This window comes from Herbaspirillum sp. Sphag64 (assembly GCF_014192645.1).
Lineage (GTDB): Bacteria > Pseudomonadota > Gammaproteobacteria > Burkholderiales > Burkholderiaceae_D > Herbaspirillum.
Map to the genome: position 1 here is coordinate 145,312 of NZ_JACHYE010000007.1, position 18,068 is coordinate 163,379.

Below are 18,068 nucleotides of genomic sequence, written 5' to 3' on the forward strand. Positions count from 1 at the left end.
TACATAGTATTCATTTGCTTATATGCACATTCGGTATATGCAAATGCGCTTAGCGGCGGCACACAACGGCCGTGGCGGCAACCAACACAGACATTCAGGGACGGCGCATGAATCTGCATCAATTTCGTTTTGTCAGGGAGGCGGTCAGGCAAAATTACAATCTGACCGAAGCTGCCAAGGCGCTCTACACCTCCCAACCGGGGGTATCGAAGGCCATCATTGAGCTGGAGGAAGAGCTGGGCGTGGATATCTTTACCCGCCACGGCAAGCGTATCCGCGGGCTGACTGAGCCGGGCAGGGCAGTCTTGCGTTCGGTCGAGCTAATCATGCAGGAAGTGGATGGCTTGAAGCGTATTGGCAAGGAGTTTGCGGCGCATGACAGTGGCAGTTTCACCATTGCCACCACCCACACCCAGGCGCGTTACTCCTTGCCGAAGGTGATTCAGGCATTTACCCAAAAGTATCCTAAGGTGCGCCTGTCATTGCTGCAGGGTAACCCCAAGCAGATTACCGAGATGGTACGCAATGACCAGGCCGATATCGCCATTGCCACGGAGTCGCTGGCCTCTGGTGAAGGGCTGGTCTCCCTGCCTTGTTACCAGTGGGAGCATGTGGTGGTGGTGTCACCCGAGCATCCCTTGCTGAAATCAAAGAATCTGTCGCTTGAAGAAATCGCCAGCTATCCACTGATTACTTATGATGCTGCCTTCAGTGGTCGCAGCAAGATCGACCATGCATTCAGTCTACGCGAGCTGAAACCCGATATTGTGCTTGAAGCCATTGATGCCGACGTCATCAAGACCTATGTCGAGCTCGGCATGGGAGTAGGCATCATTGCTGGCATGGCGTTCGATGGCGAACGTGATCGCGGTCTGCGTGCGATTCCTGCTGGTCATCTATTTGGTACCAATGTGTCACGGGTGGCGCTCAAGCAAGGCGCTTATTTGCGCAGTTATGTGTATACCTTCATTGAATTGCTGGCACCGACCTTGAATCGCAAGTTGATCGCTCAGGTCATGGAAGGCGAGAAAGATATGTACGAACTGTAAGGAAATCCAGAGTAATGAAGCATTTGTTAATTGATTTGCACGGCCACACATGGCGCCGCATTCGGCGACTCTGGCTGCAATACGGGATTTTATGGAGCGGCGCTGTGCTGGTGGGGCTGGTGGCGGTGTTGTATGCGCGCTTGATTGATGTTGGTTTCTCCCTGTTTGAGCACATCCGCGGAAGTCATTGGTGGTTGCCATTGCTGCTGACACCCGCCATGAGTGCCTTGTGCGTCTGGCTGACCAGGCGCTTTTTCGTTGGTGCGGAGGGCAGTGGTATTCCTCAGGTGATTGCGGCCCTCGGTGAAGAGGGGGAGTTGCGTGCGCGTCGTGCGCCAGTTCTGCTCTCGTTACGCGTGGTGGTAGGAAAGATCGGAGTATCGTTCCTCGGTATTCTCGGCGGTTTTACCATCGGTCGAGAGGGGCCAACGGTGCAGATCGGTGCCGCCCTGATGCTGGCGATGGGACGCTTTTATCCACGACCTAGCCTGATTCTGGAGAAGCGACTGATTCTCGCGGGCGCTGCAGCCGGGCTCTCGGCAGCCTTCAATACGCCACTGGCCGGTATTGTGTTTGCGATCGAAGAGTTGTCGCGCAGTTTTGAACAGCGCGCCAGCGGAGTAGTGATCACCACAGTGATCTTCGCGGGCGTGGTCGCGCTGGGCCTGAATGGTAACTACACCTATTTTGGGACGATCCTGGCCGGTGGCGACAATTTCCGTGCGATATTGGTTGCGACCATCGCTGGAGGCTTGCTCACGGGTGTGGCCGGAGGGCTTTTTTGCTGGCTGCTGCTCAATACGCATCGCTGGATCCCGGCTCCCCTGCGTACCCTGCGCAGTGAGCGTCCAGTCATTTTTGGCAGTTTGTGTGGCTTGCTGGTCGCCATCATCGGCGTGGCGACTGCGGGCGCCACCTTTGGCAGTGGCTATGCCCAGGCCAAAGGTTTGTTATCAGATCAGGCACAATTATCGGCGTTTTATCCATTCACCAAGATGGCTTCGATGGTTGGCTCCTACCTGCCAGGGACACCCGGGGGCATTTTTGCCCCCTCGTTATCGATTGGTGCAGGTTTTGGCAATCTGTTGCACTTGTCGCTGACAGAAGTCTCTCTGCCGCTGCTGATCGCGTTGGCAATGGTTGGATATCTGGCGGGTGTGACGCAAGCACCGATTACATCGTTCGTGATCGTCATGGAAATGATTAACGGTCATGCGCTGGTGATTCCGTTGATGGCAACGGCCTTGCTGGCAAGTCGGGTCTCACGCTTTTTTGCGCCGCCGTTGTATGACGCCTTGTCCGAGCGTTATCGGCATTAAGCGTCGGTGTGTGGAGAGGCGGGAAGTGAACAGGCTTCAGGGTTCCCGGTGCAGCATAAGTCAGCTGTACCGGGAACCCTGATTAAAGCAAATTGAAGCAGATTAGACCTGAGCAACTGCGCGTGAAGAAGTACGGCAGCCTTCGAGCAGGAACGACAAGCCAACGACCAGCACCAATTCACCCTCGGCAGAACGGGCAGTACCGGTAATGCCATTGGTATGGATCGCTGTCAGTGGTTTGATGACCAGATCGGCCGTTCCTTCCACCGCCTGCACCCCGAGAATATAAGGATGCGGTACCGCCATCACGATGCCGACCCGCTCATTGCCAGGTTCGTAACCGAGTACGCCAGCCAGTGAATGGACTGGCAATGGACGTCCCTGGTCACGCAGCACCGGAGCGCCGCCGACTTCGTCGAACTCTTCTGGCAATTCCACCACCCGCTCTACAACTGCCATTGGCAGCGCTAAGGCAGCACCGGCGGTACGTACCAGCATGGTCGGAATGATCGACAGTTCGATTGGCAGGCGAATCGAGAAACGGGTACCAACACCCAACGTAGAATCGATACGGATCGTACCGCGATGCTTTTCCACGGCGGTCTTGACCACATCCATACCGACGCCACGACCGGAGACGCTGGAAGCCACTTCCTTGGTCGAGAAGCCGGGCAGAAAAACTAGTTGCAAGGCTTCGTCGATGCTTTGGGCATCGTTTTCACCAATCAATCCCTTGGCAAATGCCTTCTTGCGCAGCATATCGGGATCCATGCCCTTGCCATCATCGAAAATCTCGATCATGACGCTGCTGGCCTCTTGCCATGCCTTGAGCGAGATGGTGGCCTTGTTCGGTTTGCCAACGGCGATGCGGTCGGTTTCGATCCCGTGATCCAGCGAGTTGCGCAACATGTGCACCAGCGGATCGTAAAGGCTGTCGACCACGACCCGGTCGACTTCGGTTTCGGCACCGGAAATTTCCAGATCCACATCTTTGCCGAGATCCTTGGCCAGTTCCCGGACCAGTCGGGGGAATTTCTGGAACAGACGTCCGACCGGTTGCATGCGAGTCGATAAGGTGGCGCGCTGCAGCTCACTGGAGTAACGCGAGGCACGACCCAGTGTCTCTGCCAGGGTCGACATCAACGCCGCAGCGGTACCTTCGAATTTGAACTGTTGCAGCTTTTCCAGTAATACGGAAGCCTGATTGGCTGCCTGTACGGATTCGCCAGCCACTTCCAGCAAGGCATCGAGTTTGCCTGCGTCGATACGAATGCTTTCTTCCTTGCCGCCTTGCTGATCGGTCGCACGCCGGGCAGGTACGGCACCCGGTGCGCGCGGTGCCGCAACCGCGGCTGCATCGCCGGCCTCGGGCGCGGCAGGTGCTGCTGCCGGAGCTGCTGCTGTTTGTGTTGCGGCATCGGTGACGACTGATGCTACTGCCGCTGCGACGCCAGGATTGACAGGTGCTGCAGATGCGACGCTGCTACCAGCGCCGCCGACGGCTAGATAAAGAGAATTCCAGTCAAGGTTGCCATCGCTACCCAACACGCTGGCATTGCCATCGATGACAGCAACTGTCGCTGCCGGAGCAGCTACCGGTGCGGTCACGACAGCGACCGTCGCAGCGGCAGGTGCAGCCGCTGCGGCTGCACCTGGAGCTGGAGCTGGAGCTGGAGCAGCAGGGGCTGCACCCTTGCCTTCGATTGCCTGAGTCAGAATATCTTCCAGATCTTGAGGCATCGAAGCCAGACTCGAGGGATCGGCGCCATTGGACAACTCATTGAGCTGATCGGCCACGAAGCCGCTGGCCTGGAGGGCTGCCTCAATGGCTAATGGCGTTACCAATGCTTTGCCATTACGCAGGGCGTCGAAGAGATTCTCTGTCAGGTGACAAGCCGAAACCATTGCTGGCAAGTTCACAAACCCAGCACCGCCCTTGATGGTATGGAAAGCACGGAATACTGCGTTCAGAATTTCCAGGTCGTCAGGATGTCGTTCAAGAGTCAGCAGATGCTCTTCAACGTTGGTCGCGAGCTCCAGTGCCTCGACGACAAAATCCTTGAGCATTTCGTCATCCATTAGAACCCCAGGCTATCGAGTAAGTCATCCACGTCATTCTGCTCCATGGCAGCACCTGGTGCCGAAGGGCCGCTCATCAGCTCCACTGGTTTTTCCATGGCGGCCTTGACTTCGGCTGGTGCGTTATCGCGCAGCAGCTGTGCCAGTTCGCGTTCGGCCACGGCTGTGATGCCAACGATTTTCTTGATCAATTGTCCAGTGATGTCCTGGAAGTCTTGTGCCATCATGATTTCAAGCATGCGGGCTTTTTCCACATCAGTGGAGATGACAACATCATTGGAGAAGGTCTTGGAGTCGTTGGCCAGACTCTTGAATTCATCGATAGACATCTGCCCGGCAAACAGGCGGGTCCAACGCGCTTCAATATCCTTTGCCTTGCTGGCGAGCGCATCCTGGGCGGGCATGCCTGCATCAATCGAGTTGAGTACCTTGTTGGCAGCCTGCTCGGTCAGGGTGGCTACGTGTTCCAGACGACCCTGCGCATCGCCGATTTGCGAGGCAACATCAGACAGGGAACGGTCATAGCCAAGTTCGCGCATGGAGTCGTGTAGCAAGCGCACGATACCGCCCAGACGCTCGTACATGGGTTTGCCCGTCCCGTCTCCCCCCTCAGCAGCTTCCTGCCCTGGCTGTGCTGCTTGTGGTGCTGCGGCAGGTGCTACCGTTTCGGTATTGAGTGTATGAGCAGAAATTTCGTCGAATAATGCTTCGAGATCGGCCTCGCTGGCTGGAGCTGCAGGAGTTGCAGGTACCGGCGTAAGCTTCTGGGCAGAAATTTCGTCGAATAGTGCCTCTAAATCAACATCGTCACTCATGATCTTGGTATCTCCATACAAATTTGGTGCCTTACTGGCTTGCGCCGCGCGGCAGAACTATCGGTCACAGCTGCATTACTTGGTTCGACGAGGCGGCTCAGTAATAAAAAGCTCCTGTTCTAACAGATGATTTTTGGTAGAGGACAGCGTTGATCTGATTTTCCCCAAATGAATGAAATCTTAAGCGCATACGTTAAGCATATCGATATCTGTCGATGAATAAATAGAAATTTAACTTATTTTCCATCTTATCTATGCCTAGATACAACCCAGCTATTCTTTCGGGTCGATTATATGCTCCAGTCAGACTAGGGCGTCGTATAAAAAGTGAGGAAAAATAGTATTTTGACGAGATTGTAGCTGGCAACAAGGTCAAATGTTGCTTATTGGTAATTTTTGTGACCTGGCGGTGTGGAACCGCCAAGTGCGGAGGTCTCTGATCGGGCTCAGATTTCCAGATTGTCGATCAGGCGCGTTTTACCTAATTTAGCGGCAGCGACGACCACCAATTGCTCGCCTTGTTCAAGATTGGCCTGGTCGGGTGCTTGCAGGTCGATACGCTTGCGCACGGAAATGTAATCGGGTTCCCAGCCGCGCTGTTTCAATGTATTCATGGCCAGTTGTTCGAGCGCTACCAATCCCTTGTCACCTTGACGCACGGCATCGGCCAACTGTTGCAGTTCTCGGTACAGGGCTGGTGCTTCTGCGCGTTCGTCAGTTGACAGGTAGCCGTTGCGCGAGGAAAGGGCCAGTCCGTCGTCGGCGCGATAAGTCTCAGCGGCGATGATTTCAGTGGGAAGTGCAAATTGACGCGCCATGTTGCGCACGATCATCAACTGCTGGTAATCCTTCTTGCCAAACACGGCAACGCGCGGTTGCACACAGGAGAACAGCTTGAGCACGACCGTGGTTACGCCAGCGAAAAAGCCGGGCCGGAATTCTCCTTCCAGGATATTGCCGAGATCGTCGGGTGGTTGCACCCGATATTCTTGTGGCTCCGGGTACAAGTCGCGTTCGGAGGGAGCGAACAGGACGTAGACGCCTTCTTTTTCCAGTTTTTCAATATCCGCTTCGAACGTCCGCGGATATTTGTCGAAATCCTCGTTGGGGCCGAATTGCAGGCGGTTGACAAAGATGGACGCGACTACTGGATCGCCGTGGGTGCGCGCCAGGCGCATCAGCGACAGATGTCCCTCGTGCAGATTGCCCATGGTGGGGACAAAAGCAGTACGCAGCTGACCACGCAACTGATCGCGCAGTTCTTCGATGGACGAGATGATTTTCATGATCGGATAAATTTGAGTTGAAAGCAGTCTGGCTGTGGCAAAGGTGCCGCTGGTCAGGGTCAGCTGGGGGAGTAGGAAAGTCTGACGTAAATGGGCGCGAAGGCTTCGGCCTGGGTGATCTCGATCAAGGTTTCCTTGGCAAGTTCAAGCAAAGCGATAAAGTTGACGACAACCACCGGTACGCCGCGGGAGGGATCAAACAGATCGGCAAATTCTACAAACCGGGCTGACTGCAAACGGCGCAGAATGCCGGTCATGTGTTCCCGCACTGACAGTTCTTCACGGCTGATATGGTGATGTTCGGTCAGCTTGGCGCGGCGCATGATGTCGACCCAGACACTGTGCAGATCGGGCAGGCTGACTTCTGGCCAGCGCGTGACGACGGTCTGCTCTATGTAAACCTGGGTTCGGACATAATCGCGGCCGACCTGTGGCAAGGCGTCGAGTTCTTGCGCAGCCAGTTTGATCTGCTCGTATTCCAGCAGACGCCGCACCAGTTCGGCGCGCGGATCTTCGGCTTCTTCGCCGGCTTCTGCCTTTTTGACCGGCAGCAACATGCGCGACTTGATTTCAATGAGCATGGCGGCCATCAGCAGGTATTCTGCGGCCAGTTCCAGATTGTGCTTGCGAATCTGCTCGACGTATTCGAGGTACTGCAGTGTCACCTGCGCCATCGGAATATCGAGAATGTTGAAGTTTTGCTTGCGGATCAGGTACAGCAACAGATCGAGAGGTCCCTGAAATGCTTCCAGGAACACTTCCAACGCATCGGGGGGGATGTACAGATCGGTGGGCAGCTTGAACAAGGGTTCGCCATACAGCTTGGCGAAGGCGACGCCATCGATGATATCCGGCGTCGAATCCGGCTGCCCGTTCAGCGTCAGTTCAGCCGCATCCGCAGAGGGCTGCCCAGTGTGCTCGGTCATACCGGGAGATCAGTGGTTTTGATACACGTAAGACTGTTGCTTGACCCGGGACGCTTGCTCACGGGCGACCTTGTCCAGATCGATGGGGGCCTTGTCCCAGAGTAACGCACGTCCGGCGCGCTGTTGTTCTTCCAGTTGTGGGTTCTTTTGCTTGAGTTCGGCGATGAACTTGGTGGCTTCGGATTCGTATTTCTTTGACACTTTGTGAAATAGCATGTTTTTTCCTGGTGAATCTGATAAACCGGGACAACTTCCGGCGACAGGCAGTATTTTACTCTGTCTTTGCATCGAATTTACCAGCCATTGGAGGGCGAACAATGTTGGCGCTGGCAAAACCGGTTTCGATTGCCGTTCAGGGTGGGTTGAAAGAGTCGCTCAAGCTTGACTCGGGCGGTTGAGTTGGCTTGGTGCGACCGAATTCATGCTTTTTCATGCGGCTCTTACGCAGCAGGCCGGCATCATCCAGTACCGGATAGGCGCTGGCGCAGAACAGCGAATGCATGCGGCGCATATCGCTGATGAGATCCAGATGTAACGAGCTGGTCTCAATACTTTGCTGGGTTTCACCTGCCAGACGGATCAGGTGGGTTTGTGCATAGGCACGCTCCAGATCACGGAAGGCTTCTTTTTCAGCCAGCAGCTTCTGAGCGCTCTTGATATCGCCGTTGAGAAATACTGATAGGCCCAGTTGCAGGCTGGCCACCAGACGTGCATGCATGTCGCTGACTTCTCGCATTCCTGCATCTGAGAAGCTGCGTTGCGGGGCGATTTTCTTGCTTTCGATACCCTTGACGATGCGCTCGATGATGTCGCCAGCCTGCTCAAGATTGATCGTCATGGTGACGATGCTGGTCCAGCGCCGCACTTCCTTCTCATTGAGCTCTTCGCGCGAGACGCGTGCCAGATACATTTTGACTGCGGTGTAGAGTTTGTCTACATGGTGGTCAAGCTGGCGAATCTGTTGTGCGCGCAGTAGGTCATTGTCACGAATGACGGGCAACAGATTGAGCAACATTTTTTCGATCAGATCACCAATACGCAGCGCCTCGCGCGATGCGTTGGCCAGCGCCAGCGAAGGGGTTTCAATGGCGCCCGGATCAAGATGACGGGCGCTGATCGTATCCTCGTCGTCCTTTTGAGTCTCTGGTAGCAGGCGCGTACAAAGACGCGACATGGGTTCAACTAGCGGTAGCAGTAGCAGACAGCGGGCGCTGTTGTACAGCACGTGAAAGGCCACGACACCCAGATGCAGGTCATGCGTGAGCAGGGTAATCCATAGTTCCAGCGGATTGATGAAGGGCAGGGCGATGACGGCACCCGACAGACGAAACAGCATGCTGCCCAGCGCCACCCGACGGCCTGCGACGTTCTGGCTGGCTGCGGTGAGCAGTGCCAGTATGCCGCTGCCGAGGTTGGCACCGATCGTCAGGCACAACGCTACTTTCAATGAAATGATGCCGGAACTGGCCAGGGTTGCTGCCAATAAAACCGCTGCTAGGCTGGAATACGTCATCATGGCAAAAACGGCGCCAATCAGTGCATCCAGCGTGACGTCCCCCGTCAGTGTTGAAAACAGGACCTTGATGCCGGGGCCCTGCATGATTGGTTGCGTAGCGTTGCCGATCATCTGCAGTGCCAGCAGAATCAGGCCGAGTCCGATGACTGCGCGCGCCAGACGTCCGGAAAGATTGTGGCGACGCGGCAGATAAACGACGACGCCGCCAAAGATCAGTAGCGGCGACAGCCAGGACAGGTCAAAGCTCAATACCCCAGTCATCAGAGCGGTACCAACATCGGCGCCGAGCATGATAGTCAGCGCCGGTGTCAGTCCGACCAGGCCTTGTGCCACGAATGAGCAGACAATCACGGCAGTGGCGTTGCTGCTCTGGACCAGACTGGTCACCCCGAGCCCTGCCAGAAATGCCAGACTGCGGCGCTTGATGCTGGTGCTCAGGATACGTCGCAATTGCGCGCCGTAGACGCGCAGTATGTCGGACCGCACGATATGCGTACCCCATACCAGCAAGGCGAGGGCTGACAGTAAATTAAGCAGGGTGGTCATGGCAGGATGTCAGCAGTAATGGAGAACAGACTATGAAACAGTCTCTGCTGGTACTTTAGCATGACCGAAATAGTCGACGAACCAAACACTGAATTCATCGCGCTGCTCTTGCGTCATGTGCAGGCCACACTTGGTGCGGCGCCACAAAATGTCGTCCGGTTCCACGGCCCATTCATGGGTAACCAGATAGGCGACCTCACGCTCGACCAGCCCTCCACCGAAGTTGCGGCCCAGATCAGCGGTGCTGACTGCATCTTGCAGGATACGCGTTACGTGCCGGCCATGTCGGTTAAACAGGTGGGTTAGCAACTGGCTATCCAGCTTGCTGTATTTTTGCTTCAGCAACGCCAGTTCCTGAGTGCGGTTCTGGCGCTTGAATTCACCGCCGGGCAGTGCTTCGGTCTGGCTCCATGGGCCTTTTTTGGTGCGCGTCCAAGGCGCCAGTTTTTCGAGCACCGATTCGGCCAGACGGCGGTAGGTGGTGATCTTGCCACCGTACACCGACACACAGGGGATGTTGTCGCTGTCTTGCAATACCAGCGTGTAATCGCGGGTTACCGCCGAAGGGTTGTCGGATTCGTCATCAAACAGCGGGCGCACACCGGCGTAGCGCCAGACAATGTCCTTCTGCGCGATCGGCTTGGCCAGATACTGATTCACCGCACGCAGCAGGTAATGCTCTTCCTCGACGCTGATATGCGCTCCTTTGTCCATGTTCTCCTGTGGTACATCGGTGGTGCCGATCAGGGTGTAGTTGTCTTCGTAAGGAATCATGAAGACGATGCGCTTATCGTCGTTTTGCAGGATATACGCATGCTCGCCCTGGAACAGTCTGGGCACCACGATATGGCTGCCACGCACCAGTTTGACAGCAGCATGGGTAGCGCCAGGCTCGGCTGGGTTAAGCATGCTATCGAGTTTGGCAACCCATGGGCCAGCGCTGTTGACCATGGCGCGGGCACTGAGTTGCTGACGTTCACCGGTCAGCGTGTTTTCCAGCTCACATTGCCAGGTTTTGCTGGCCGCATCGCGATGCGCACTGACCAGTCGCGTACGGGCCAGAATATTGGTGCCATGTTGCTGTGCACTCTGCAGATTCAGGATGACCAGACGGGCATCATCAACCCAGGCATCCGAGTAGGCAAAACCCTTGGTAATGTCCTTGCGCAGGCCGCTCGGTGCGGCCATACGGTCGAGTGCGATTGCCTGTGAATGTGGCAAGCTGATGCGACCACCGATATGGTCATACAGCCACAGGCCGAGGCGGATCATCCAGCCCGGGCGCAAGCCTTTGACATGGGGCATCACGAAGCGTAAAGGCCAGGAAATGTGTGGTGCGATATTGAGCAGATGCTCGCGCTCGGCCAATGCTTCTGCCACCAGACGGAACTCGTAATATTCCAGGTAGCGCAGGCCACCGTGTATCAGCTTGGTACTGGCCGAAGAGGTCGCACCGGCAAAGTCATTCTGTTCGCACAAGGCGACCGTCAGGCCGCGTCCGGCAGCGTCGCGCGCGATACCCGCGCCGTTGATGCCGCCGCCGATGATCAGCAGATCATAAGGTTGCGCTGTACTCGAAGTAGTCATGTTCTGGCTCGTCGTTGGTGGTTGTCAGTGTGGAGTGCTTGGGTATTGCTGTCTTGTTTGGAGTTGGCTTCCTGCTCAAGCTCTTGCACCAAGAGCCTGGCGGTCGGTTCATCGATCATCAGTTCGTTGATGTAGCCGCCATGCAAGGCAGCGCGTAGTCCGGCGATCTTGCTCTTGCCGCTGACGACGCAGATGGCATGGGCGGCATGTTGAAAGCGATCCAGATCCGGGCCGCTGCTACGGGCATTCAAGGCAATATCACGCCAGCTGCCGTCAGCACGGAAAAAGACCGTCGCAATATCGGCAATGACGCCATCTTTGCGAATGCCGTCCAGATCATCCTGATCGAGGTAGCCAGCGGTGTGGATATGGCTGTAACTGCCGCTGTCGGTGGTGCCGATACTAAACAGCAGTATCGTGGCATTGTCTTGCAACTCCCGGATCGCCTTGATGCTGCGCTCGCGCCACAGCGCGGTGCGGGTATCGGCATAATCGAAAAACGCTGGCACTGGCAGGCTGTGTGCGCGCGCGCCGTAGTTCTGGGCAAACCGGGTCACAATCGATTCGCCGAAGGTGTTGACGATGTTGGTACCGGATCCGGAGCCATTGAGCTGGACTACTTCAACACCGTGTACCGATTTGGCGCTGAGATTGTCGGCGATGGCGGCAACCGTCTTGCCCCAGGCTAGTCCGATGACAGTTGATGGCTGTACCAGTGTATTGAGATAGGCCGCCGTGTGGGCGGCCACGCGCTGCATGTTGTCGCTTTCGCTGCCGGTGGCAGGTACTGGCACGACTTGCACTGAACGTAATGGATAGTGGGCACGAATGCTGGCTTCCAGATTGCCTGAGAACTCTTGGGGATCATGAACGCGGATTTCGACCAGGCCTTTTTCCATGGCGTAGGACAGTAAGCGCGACACGGTGGCGCGCGAAGTGCCCATTTCTTCTGCGATGGCGGCGGTGGTCATGTTCTGAAAGTAATACAGACGCGCCACGCGCACGGCAGAAAGGGCAATGTCCTGACGATCTCCTGTAGCCATTTTTCGGATTAAGCCTCGATTGAACAAGTGTGCACTGCGTTTGAACGTTTGTACAATACGCGAAAGTATTTGAGAAATCAAGCGCGCGCAACGATGCAGCGCAACATGCTGTTAGTGCGAGCGGGTCTTAAAAAATGAGGGAAATGAGAGGGCTTGAGCGAAGAAGGCTCAATTTTTACTAATTTGGCGTGATGCAGGTGTGGTTAGGCAATTTGTTGCAGCGAGCGTCGCATAACAATAGGCGCCGGTTCAAGCGGATTGGCGTAGCGATAATGCAGCTCGGGAGCGATCTTGAAGCCGAATTCAGCGTAGAACTCGAGTAGGCGAGGCTGATCCGAGCGAACTGCCAGTCGGAGTTCTTGTACACCGACGTTGCTTGCCTGTTGCGTTATCTTTGTCATGAGCAACTTGGATAGCTGCTTGCCACGATACTGAGGGAGGATGCCCAAGCGCAGGATTTCCCAAATGGTAGGATCTTCAGGCATCGGCAGCCAGCGCAGCGAACCGATCGCCGTGTCTTTATCCTGTATTACCAGTGCACCGCCTTCCCGCAAGTCGTTTGCGACCCGTTCGGTCCCCTCGCGGTGCCCGCTGGAGCTAGGAGCAACCTTGCCGGACCAGCTCTTGCGCGTCAATTCGGCGATCAGCTCAGCGTCTTCGGTAGTGGCGAAACGAATGGTGGGCTCAGTGGATGTCATGTAAAGCGCGGTCATGCCAGAAATGTTTGCCTTGTGCCGCCACAGCACGGTGGCTGGTGGCGGCGTTCGAGCGATGTCAAGGAGGGTAATTACCTCAACGTACCCGCATCCCAGGTTCTGCACCTGGCCACGGGTTCAGTACATAGATTCCCGGATTCGATTTTTCATCCTTGGCGGAAGCCGCCAAGACCATGCCTTCAGAGATGCCGAATTTCATCTTGCGCGGCGCCAGATTGGCAACCATCACGGTCAGCTTGCCAACCAGCTCTTCCGGCTTGTAGGCCGAGGCGATGCCAGAGAACACGTTGCGGGTCTTGCCTTCGCCTGCATCAAGTGTCAGTCGCAACAGCTTGGTCGATCCTTCGACCGCTTCGCAGTTCACAATCTTGGCAATGCGCAGATCGATTTTAGCAAAGTCATCGATACTGATTTCAGGTGCCAGTTCTTCCATCGCTGTGCTGTTTTCAGAGCTCGATGGCGCAACTGGTGCAGCCGCTTCTGGCGCATCGAACAGGGCATCCAGCATCTTGGGATCGACGCGTTGCATCAGGTGGGCATAGGTATTGATGGTATGGCCATCGGCCAGTGCGGTCTGTACATCAAGCCAGCGCAAAGGTGCAACATTGAGGAAGCCTTCGACCTGGGCTGCCAGTTGCGGCAGCACCGGCTTCAGATAGACGGTGAGCAGGCGGAAGGCTTCCAGCAAGCGGCTGCAGACTTCATGCAGTTGCGCGTCCTTGCTGCTGTCCTTGGCCAGTTCCCAGGGTTTGTTGGCATCGACAAAGGCATTGATGATGTCAGCCTGTTCCATCACCGCACGCAGTGCCTTGCCATATTCGCGTTGTTCATAGAGTGCCTGGATATCGGTGGCGACACCGCGCAGACGTGCCAGGAAGGCATCATCCGCATTGGCCCACTGCATGCTCAATTTACCGTCAAAGCGCTTGGCAATGAAGCCGGCGGCGCGGCTGGCGATGTTGACGTACTTGCCGATCAGGTCGGCATTGACGCGGGCTACGAAGTCGTCTGGATTGAAGTCGACGTCCTCGACCTTGGCATTGAGCTTCGCGGCAATGTAGTAGCGCAGCCATTCAGGGTTCATGCCGATGTCCAGATAGCGTAGTGGCGAAATACCTGTGCCGCGTGATTTGGACATCTTTTCGCCGCTGACGGTGATGAAACCGTGCGCGAAGACATTGTTCGGGACCTTGCGACCGGCAAACTTCAGCATAGCTGGCCAGAACAGGGTATGGAAATAGGTAATGTCCTTGCCGATAAAGTGATATTGCTCGGTCTTGTCGTCAGCCATGAAGGCATTGAAGTCGCGGCCGGTCTTGTCGAAATAGTTCTTCAGCGAGGCCAGGTAGCCGATCGGTGCATCCAGCCAGACATAGAAATATTTGCCTGGTGTATCGGGAATTTCGATACCAAAATAGGGCGCGTCACGGCTGATATCCCAGTCACCGAGGCCACCTTCGCCATCCAGCCATTCCTTGGCCTTGTTGGCGACTTCCGGTTGCAGGCGATTGTTGTCGAGTGCCCATTCGCGCAGAAAGGCGACGCATTTCGGATCTGACAGTTTGAAGAAAAAATGTTCGGACGACTTCATGACCGGCGTGGCACCAGACAAGGTCGAATACGGATTTTTGAGGTCGGTTGGCGCGTACACGGCACTACAGTTCTCACAGGAGTCGCCATATTGATCCTTGGTGCCGCATTTCGGGCATTCGCCCTTGATGTAGCGATCCGGCAGGAACATGTTCTTGACCGGGTCAAAGAACTGTTCAATCGTCTTGCTGGTGATGAGCTTGGCATCATCACGCAGGGCGCGGTAGATTTCTTGCGACAGCTGGTGATTTTCGGTGCTATCTGTCGAGCTCCAGTTGTCGAAGGCAATATGGAAGCCGTCCAGATACTGCTTGCGACCGGCGGCAATATTGGCCACGAACTGCTGCGGCGTGATGCCGGCCTTCTCGGCGGCAATCATGATCGGCGCACCGTGGGCATCATCTGCACCGACAAAATGGACCTCATGGCCCTGCATTCGCTGGAACCGGACCCAGATGTCGGCCTGGATGTATTCCATGATGTGACCGATATGGAATGCACCGTTGGCGTAGGGGAGAGCGGTGGTGACGAACAATTGGCGTGGCGATGAGGTGCTCATTGGCAATGCGTACTGGTGGGTGGTGGGAAAAGTCCATCATTTTAGCAGCCGTGAACGTTTTGGCGCAGAGTGACCGAACAAACAGACCCGCTGTGCAGGGCGTCTCATGGTTTTTGAGGCGTGTTTGATGTGCTGTTGGTAATTTTTTGCAGGTTGCCGCAATGCTGTCTCTGCTTCCCTGGCGCGATTGGTTTAGACTTGCGGGTGTCTTTCAAGGAGAAGTAATGAGCATCACCGTCGAAGCAGTCAAGGCAGCGCTGTCGCAGGTCATTGATCCCAATACCGGCAAGGATCTGGTCGCAGGGAAAACTATCAAAAACATTCAGATTGATGGCAGTAACGTCGCCTTTGAGGTCGAGCTGGGTTATCCAGCCAAGAGTCAGTTTGAGTTGATTCGCAGTGCCGCTGTTACTGCTGTACAAACATTGTCGAGTGTCGGCGCCGTGCAGGCTGAAGTCGGCTTCAAGATCGTGGCGCACGCTGTGCAGCGTGGCATCAAGCTCAAATCGAACGTCAAGAACATCATCGCAGTCGCATCTGGTAAGGGTGGCGTCGGCAAATCCACCACGGCAGCCAATCTGGCGCTGGCGCTGGCGGCTGAAGGTGCGCGCGTCGGTATTCTGGATGCCGATATCTACGGTCCGTCGCAGCCGATGATGCTGGGTATTTCCGGTCGGCCAGAAACACTGGACGGCAAAACCATGGAGCCGCTTGAAAATCACGGTCTGCAAGTGTCATCGATCGGATTCATGATTGACCCGGACGAGCCAATGGTCTGGCGCGGCCCGATTGTCACGCAGGCATTGCAGCAATTGCTGGATCAGACCAACTGGCGTGATCTCGATTATCTGATCGTTGATATGCCGCCCGGTACCGGCGACGTGCAATTGACCTTGTCGCAGAAGGTCCCGGTCACTGGCGCGGTGATTGTGACCACGCCGCAAGATATTGCCTTGCTGGATGCGCGCAAGGGTTTGAAAATGTTTGAGAAGGTCGGTATCCCGATCCTCGGCATTGTCGAGAACATGAGTACCCACATCTGCTCCAACTGCGGTCATGCTGAAGCAATTTTTGGCTCCGGCGGTGGTGAGCGCATGTGTGCCGACTTTGGTGTCGACTTCCTTGGTGCATTGCCCCTGACGATGGCGATTCGCCAGCAGACCGACTCTGGACGACCCACGGTGGTGGCGCAGCCAGATGGTCCAGAGGCAGAGATTTATAAGACCATTGCACGCAAGGTTGCCATCAAGGTGGCGGACAAGGCTAAGGATATGACCAGCAAATTCCCGAGTATCGTGATTCAGAACGACTAGGGTTGTCTCTGGGTAATTACCTGCACAGTAACATCCCTCTGAGCAGCAGTGGTGTTGGCCAGCCGATTCCCTCGCGAGAGCCAACACGGTAAAATGCTGCTCTCACTATCCGACTCACAACGGCTTTGGCGTTCCAAGGCCGTTTTTATTTATCATGACTTCTACAGCTTCCACTTCTCCTGTCCGCACGCGCTTCGCGCCTAGCCCGACTGGCTACCTGCATCTTGGTGGTGCCCGTACGGCATTGTTCTCCTGGGCATTTGCCCGTCGCTTTGGCGGCACCTTTATTTTGCGCATTGAAGACACCGATCTGGAGCGTTCGACGCCAGAAGCGGTACAAGCCATCATTGACGGTATGCAATGGCTTGGTCTGGCGCACGACGAAGGTCCGTTTTATCAGATGAAGCGGATGGAGCGTTACCGTGAGGTTGTGGCGTACATGCTGGAGCAGGGCACAGCTTATTATTGTTATTCCTCGCCGGAAGAAGTCGAGGCCATGCGTGAACGTCAACGTGCTGCTGGTGAGAAGCCGCGTTACGACGGCACTTGGCGTCCCGAGCGCGACAAGACTTTGCCACCGGTGCCAGAGGGTCGCAAACCGGTGGTGCGCTTCCGCAATCCGCTGGAGGGTGATGTCACCTGGAATGACGTCGTCAAGGGTCCGATCACGATTTCCAATCGCGAACTTGATGATCTGGTGATTGCCCGCCCCGACGGTACGCCGACCTACAACTTCTGTGTTGTGGTGGATGACTGGGACATGAAGATCACCCACGTCATTCGCGGTGATGATCACGTCAACAATACGCCGCGTCAGATCAACATCCTCAAGGCGCTTGGTGGCACGCTGCCAGAATATGGTCATGTACCGATGATTCTCGGTGCTGATGGTGAGAAGCTGTCCAAGCGGCATGGTGCGGTCAGCGTGATGGATTATCCAGCGCAAGGTTATTTGCCGGAAGCGATGTTGAACTACCTGGCGCGTCTGGGCTGGAGTCATGGCGACGAAGAGATTTTCTCGATGGAGCAATTCTGCGGCTGGTTTGATCTCGATCACCTGTCGAAGTCGCCTGCGCAATTCAACCCTGAGAAACTGGCCTGGCTCAACAATCACTACATCAAGCTGGCTGACAACGAGCGCCTGGCCGGCTTGGTCAAGCCGTTGCTGGAAAAGGAGGGCGCGCAATTTGACGGTGCGCCATCGTTGCCGGCTGCAATTGGTTTGCTCAAGGAGCGCGCCAATACCGTCAACGACATCGCCGCAGCAGTTCAGCTGTTCTATCGTCAGCCGAATCCCGATGCGGCGCTGGTCACTCAACACATCACTGATGCCATCAAGCCAGCGTTGCAGGATTTTGCTGCACGATGCGCCACCGTCGAATGGAACAAGGCCGCGTTGGCAGCGATGATCAAGGAAGTGCTGGCAGCGCACGGATTGAAGATGCCGCTGCTGGCAATGCCTTTACGCCTGATTGTTGCTGGTCAACTCCAGACACCAGCGATTGACGCTGTGCTGGAATTGTTCGGTCGTGACGTGGTTTTGACACGTCTGAAAAATTATTTATAAAAAGTCAGGTTTTTCGTAGAAAAGAACTTGCACTATGAAAATGAATACTGCATAATCTCGTTTCTTCGCAACGGGGGTATAGCTCAGCTGGGAGAGCGCTTGCATGGCATGCAAGAGGTCAGCGGTTCGATCCCGCTTACCTCCACCAGCGACACAG

Annotated in this window: 14 protein-coding genes and 1 tRNA gene; 5 read left to right on the forward strand and 10 right to left on the reverse strand. The window is 55.7% G+C overall.

The window, feature by feature from the left end; translation table 11 throughout:
* The first annotated feature begins 107 nt into the window (after positions 1-107).
* Both FHW66_RS13145 and FHW66_RS13150 read left to right on the forward strand, forming a co-directional pair.
* The gene (locus FHW66_RS13145) at positions 108-1,049 is read left to right on the forward strand and encodes a CysB family HTH-type transcriptional regulator (protein ID WP_183380263.1); all 942 of its coding nucleotides are present in this window, start codon (positions 108-110) and stop codon (positions 1,047-1,049) included.
* Between the two features lie 14 nt (positions 1,050-1,063).
* A complete protein-coding gene (locus FHW66_RS13150) occupies positions 1,064-2,368 on the forward strand; it encodes a chloride channel protein (RefSeq protein ID WP_183380264.1) in 1,305 nt (434 codons plus the stop codon).
* A 102-nt stretch (positions 2,369-2,470) separates the two neighbouring features.
* On the opposite strand, the gene FHW66_RS13155 is transcribed toward FHW66_RS13150, so the two are convergent.
* The 10 genes from FHW66_RS13155 to metG form a co-directional block, all read right to left on the reverse strand.
* A complete protein-coding gene (locus FHW66_RS13155; protein ID WP_183380265.1) occupies positions 2,471-4,447 on the reverse strand; it encodes a chemotaxis protein CheA in 1,977 nt (658 codons plus the stop codon).
* On the reverse strand, positions 4,447-5,262 hold the full coding sequence (locus FHW66_RS13160; RefSeq protein ID WP_183380266.1) for a protein phosphatase CheZ: 816 nt from the start codon (positions 5,260-5,262) through the stop codon (positions 4,447-4,449). The genes FHW66_RS13155 and FHW66_RS13160 overlap by 1 nt, the downstream gene beginning before the upstream one ends.
* Before the next feature lie 446 nt (positions 5,263-5,708).
* On the reverse strand, positions 5,709-6,548 hold the full coding sequence (gene panC, locus FHW66_RS13165; RefSeq protein ID WP_183380267.1) for a pantoate--beta-alanine ligase: 840 nt from the start codon (positions 6,546-6,548) through the stop codon (positions 5,709-5,711).
* Positions 6,549-6,607: 59 nt separating this feature from the next.
* Entirely contained in the window at positions 6,608-7,474 is an 867-nt protein-coding gene (locus tag FHW66_RS13170) for a ScpA family protein (protein WP_183380268.1), read from the reverse strand.
* Positions 7,475-7,483: 9 nt separating this feature from the next.
* Positions 7,484-7,690 carry a DUF3460 family protein gene (locus FHW66_RS13175; RefSeq protein WP_183380269.1) on the reverse strand — a complete coding sequence of 69 codons (207 nt, stop codon included), beginning with the start codon at positions 7,688-7,690 and terminating at the stop codon, positions 7,484-7,486.
* Between the two features lie 136 nt (positions 7,691-7,826).
* On the reverse strand, positions 7,827-9,536 hold the full coding sequence (locus FHW66_RS13180) for a Na/Pi cotransporter family protein (protein ID WP_183380270.1): 1,710 nt from the start codon (positions 9,534-9,536) through the stop codon (positions 7,827-7,829).
* Positions 9,537-9,566: 30 nt separating this feature from the next.
* Positions 9,567-11,123, reverse strand: coding sequence for a glycerol-3-phosphate dehydrogenase (glpD, locus tag FHW66_RS13185; RefSeq protein WP_183380271.1), 1,557 nt, complete (start codon positions 11,121-11,123; stop codon positions 9,567-9,569).
* Positions 11,120-12,166 (reverse strand): sugar-binding transcriptional regulator, encoded by a 1,047-nt coding sequence (locus FHW66_RS13190; RefSeq protein WP_183380272.1) that lies wholly within the window; start codon positions 12,164-12,166, stop codon positions 11,120-11,122. Before FHW66_RS13190 ends, glpD begins: the two co-directional genes overlap by 4 nt.
* Positions 12,167-12,369: 203 nt before the next feature.
* Positions 12,370-12,864 (reverse strand): GNAT family N-acetyltransferase, encoded by a 495-nt coding sequence (locus tag FHW66_RS13195; protein ID WP_183380321.1) that lies wholly within the window; start codon positions 12,862-12,864, stop codon positions 12,370-12,372.
* Between the two features lie 94 nt (positions 12,865-12,958).
* Positions 12,959-15,031: a methionine--tRNA ligase gene (gene metG / locus FHW66_RS13200; RefSeq protein WP_183380273.1), complete on the reverse strand. Its 2,073-nt coding sequence runs from the start codon at positions 15,029-15,031 to the stop codon at positions 12,959-12,961.
* 224 nt (positions 15,032-15,255) lie between these two features.
* Here metG and apbC point away from each other — a divergent pair, with 224 nt between their 5' ends.
* The 3 genes from apbC to FHW66_RS13215 all read left to right on the forward strand — a co-directional run bounded on the left by apbC (position 15,256) and on the right by FHW66_RS13215 (position 18,059).
* Complete coding sequence (apbC, locus tag FHW66_RS13205) at positions 15,256-16,344, forward strand: iron-sulfur cluster carrier protein ApbC (protein ID WP_183380274.1); 1,089 nt, start codon at positions 15,256-15,258, stop codon at positions 16,342-16,344.
* Between the two features lie 154 nt (positions 16,345-16,498).
* On the forward strand, positions 16,499-17,911 hold the full coding sequence (gene gltX, locus FHW66_RS13210) for a glutamate--tRNA ligase (RefSeq protein WP_183380275.1): 1,413 nt from the start codon (positions 16,499-16,501) through the stop codon (positions 17,909-17,911).
* 72 nt (positions 17,912-17,983) lie between these two features.
* A tRNA-Ala gene (locus tag FHW66_RS13215) sits at positions 17,984-18,059 on the forward strand.
* The last annotated feature ends 9 nt before the right edge of the window (positions 18,060-18,068 follow it).